The sequence below is a fragment of the Acidaminococcus sp. CAG:542 genome (assembly GCF_000437815.1).
Lineage (GTDB): Bacteria > Bacillota > Negativicutes > Acidaminococcales > Acidaminococcaceae > Acidaminococcus.
In genome coordinates, this window is sequence record NZ_FR902054.1 from 1362 (window position 1) to 3655 (window position 2294).

The window sequence follows — 2294 nt, forward strand, 5'->3', positions numbered from 1 at the left end:
GGCTGGAAACCCGTCTGGCCCCCCGCCGGTATCTCATGGGAGACACCATCACCGACCCGGACATCCGGCTGTTCGTGACCCTGAGCCGGTTCGACCTGGTGTTCTACCAGAAGTACTACGTGAACAAGAAGCGCCTGGTGGATTACCCCAACCTGTGGAACTACGCCAAGGACCTGTACAGCAACCCGGCCTTCGGCGGGAACACCGACTTCGACTCCATGCGGAAGCGGTTCTACTATGTGGACCACACCCCCTACGAAGATTTCCCCCGGATCGTCCCCAAAGGCCCGGACATGAGCATCTGGGAAGAACCCAATGACCGGGCGGAGAAGTTTGGGAAGTAAGATGATGGATGAAGTAACGGCGACGCTGGTCCACCTGATCCGCCAGACGGATCTGGACCGGCGTCCGGATCTTTTCCGGCAAAGCAAGATAGCTTTCCTGGATTACCTGGCCTCCGCTCTTCAGGCGGCCCGGGAACCCCAGGTACAGAAAATGGCCCGGTGGGTAGAAACCTTTCCAGGCAGAGCCCATCTCCTGGGTCTGCCAGGCACCAGCCATCCTTTTATGGCGGCCTTTTTCAACGGGTTCCAGTCTCATTACCTGGATCTGGACGATGCCCAGTCCAGCATTGCCGGTCATTTCAGCACCGTACTGTTTTCTGTGCTGTTGGCGGAAAGTACTCCTGAAGTGCCCGTGAAAGCCTTCCTCACCGCCTACAATGTGGGGGCGGAACTGGAAGGGATCCTGGGAGGGTATTTGAATCCTCAGCACAAGCGCCAGGGCTGGCATTCCACCGGGACCCTGGGTTCCATCGGAGGGGCCGGGGCCCTGGCCAGCCTGAAGCAGCTGGGACCGGAAGCTGCCGCCAATCTCCTGTCCCTGGGGGCCACCCAGTCGGCGGGCCTGGGGCTGGAAGCCGGCAGCGATGGAAAGCCTCTCCACGCCGGGTTCGCCGCCCGGAACGCGGTGTTTGCCTGGGAGATGGTCCGGTACACCCGGGTCACCGCCAGCCTGCGGCCTTTCAATAACGACAACGGCTGGCAGCAGGTGTTCGGCAGCCTGACCCTGGATCCGGAAGAAGTGGAGCAAAAATGGCTGAACCCGGGGCAGATCCTTGCTCCGGGCCTGTGGATGAAGCTCCATCCCTACTGCAGTGCCGCCATTGGAGGAGCTGCCGCCTGCCGGGAACTGTTCCGGCGGGGGTACACCCTGGACAAACTCCGGGAAGTGACTTTCCATTTTCCTCCGGGAGCGTACAAAGCCCTCCACTATCCGGCCCCGGAAACCGGGAAGGAAGGAAAATTTTCGGTGGAATACGTGGGATGGCAGATCCTGACCCGGGGCGGGGAAGAGGACAGCCTCTTCGATCTGCCCCAGGTGCCGGAAGCCTTCCGGCAGGCTCTCCCCAAATTCCATCGGGCCAACGACCTGCCTCCTGTGGAGAAAACCGTCCGCCGGACAGTGGTCACCGGGGTGACCCTGGAAGGAGAACCGGTGGAAGCGGAAGTGCCGGATCCTCTGGGCAGCCCCCAGCATCCATTTTCCGAAGAGGATCTGGAAGAGAAGCTGATCCGGGCCAAAGGAGAAGCCTGGACCCGGAAACTGTTGGATAAAATGGCAGACTGGCCCCGGGGAAACCTGGGGGAGATCCTGCCTCTGTTGTATGATGAAAGGGGATATGAACATGACTAAGAAATTCCAAAAAGTACTGGCCCTGGCAGCTGCCGGGCTCCTGGCCCTTGGACTGGCCGGCTGCGGCGGTCAGCAGGCTGCCAAGGACAGCAGCAAGACCGGCGGGGACAAAAAGGCCATTGTGGTGGCCACCCGGGGTACGGCCAAGCCCTTCTCCTTTACGGACGATAAAGGGAACCTGACCGGCTTTGACGTGGAAGTGCTGAAAGAAGTGGAAAAGCGGGATCCCAGCCTCCATTTTGAATTCAAGCCCATGAGCCCGGATGCGGCCTTTGTGGCCATGAAATCCAAGCAGGTGGATATGATCGCCAACCAGATGCGCCGGAATCCCACCCGGGAGAAGAAATACATCTATACGAAAGAAAGCAACAACTATACCGCCCGGAAACTGGTGGTAAAGGAAGGCCGGACGGATATCCAGAGCTTCGACGACCTGGCCGGGAAAAAAGTGGCAGTCACCTCCAACTCGGAATTCAACGATCTGGTGAAGGAATTCAACAAGACCCACAATCCGGGAATCGATCCTATCTATTCTGACAAGGGAGCTGCAGAAAACCTGAACCTGGTGGCCACCGGCCGGGCCGATGCCGCCGGGGAAT

At 59.6% G+C, this 2294-nt stretch carries 3 protein-coding genes; all 3 read left to right on the plus strand.

Annotated elements, in window-relative coordinates; translation table 11 throughout:
• Positions 1 to 344: glutathione S-transferase C-terminal domain-containing protein (locus tag QVO43_RS03745; RefSeq protein WP_288174472.1), on the plus strand; the 344-nt coding region annotated here is incomplete at its 5' end.
• A 4-nt stretch (positions 345 to 348) separates the two neighbouring features.
• Entirely contained in the window at positions 349 to 1695 is a 1347-nt protein-coding gene (locus QVO43_RS03750) for an MmgE/PrpD family protein (RefSeq protein ID WP_288174473.1), read from the plus strand.
• Positions 1682 to 2294, plus strand: a 613-nt coding sequence (locus tag QVO43_RS03755; protein WP_441293920.1) for a transporter substrate-binding domain-containing protein, incomplete at its 3' end; no start/stop codon positions are given. The genes QVO43_RS03750 and QVO43_RS03755, both read left to right, overlap by 14 nt.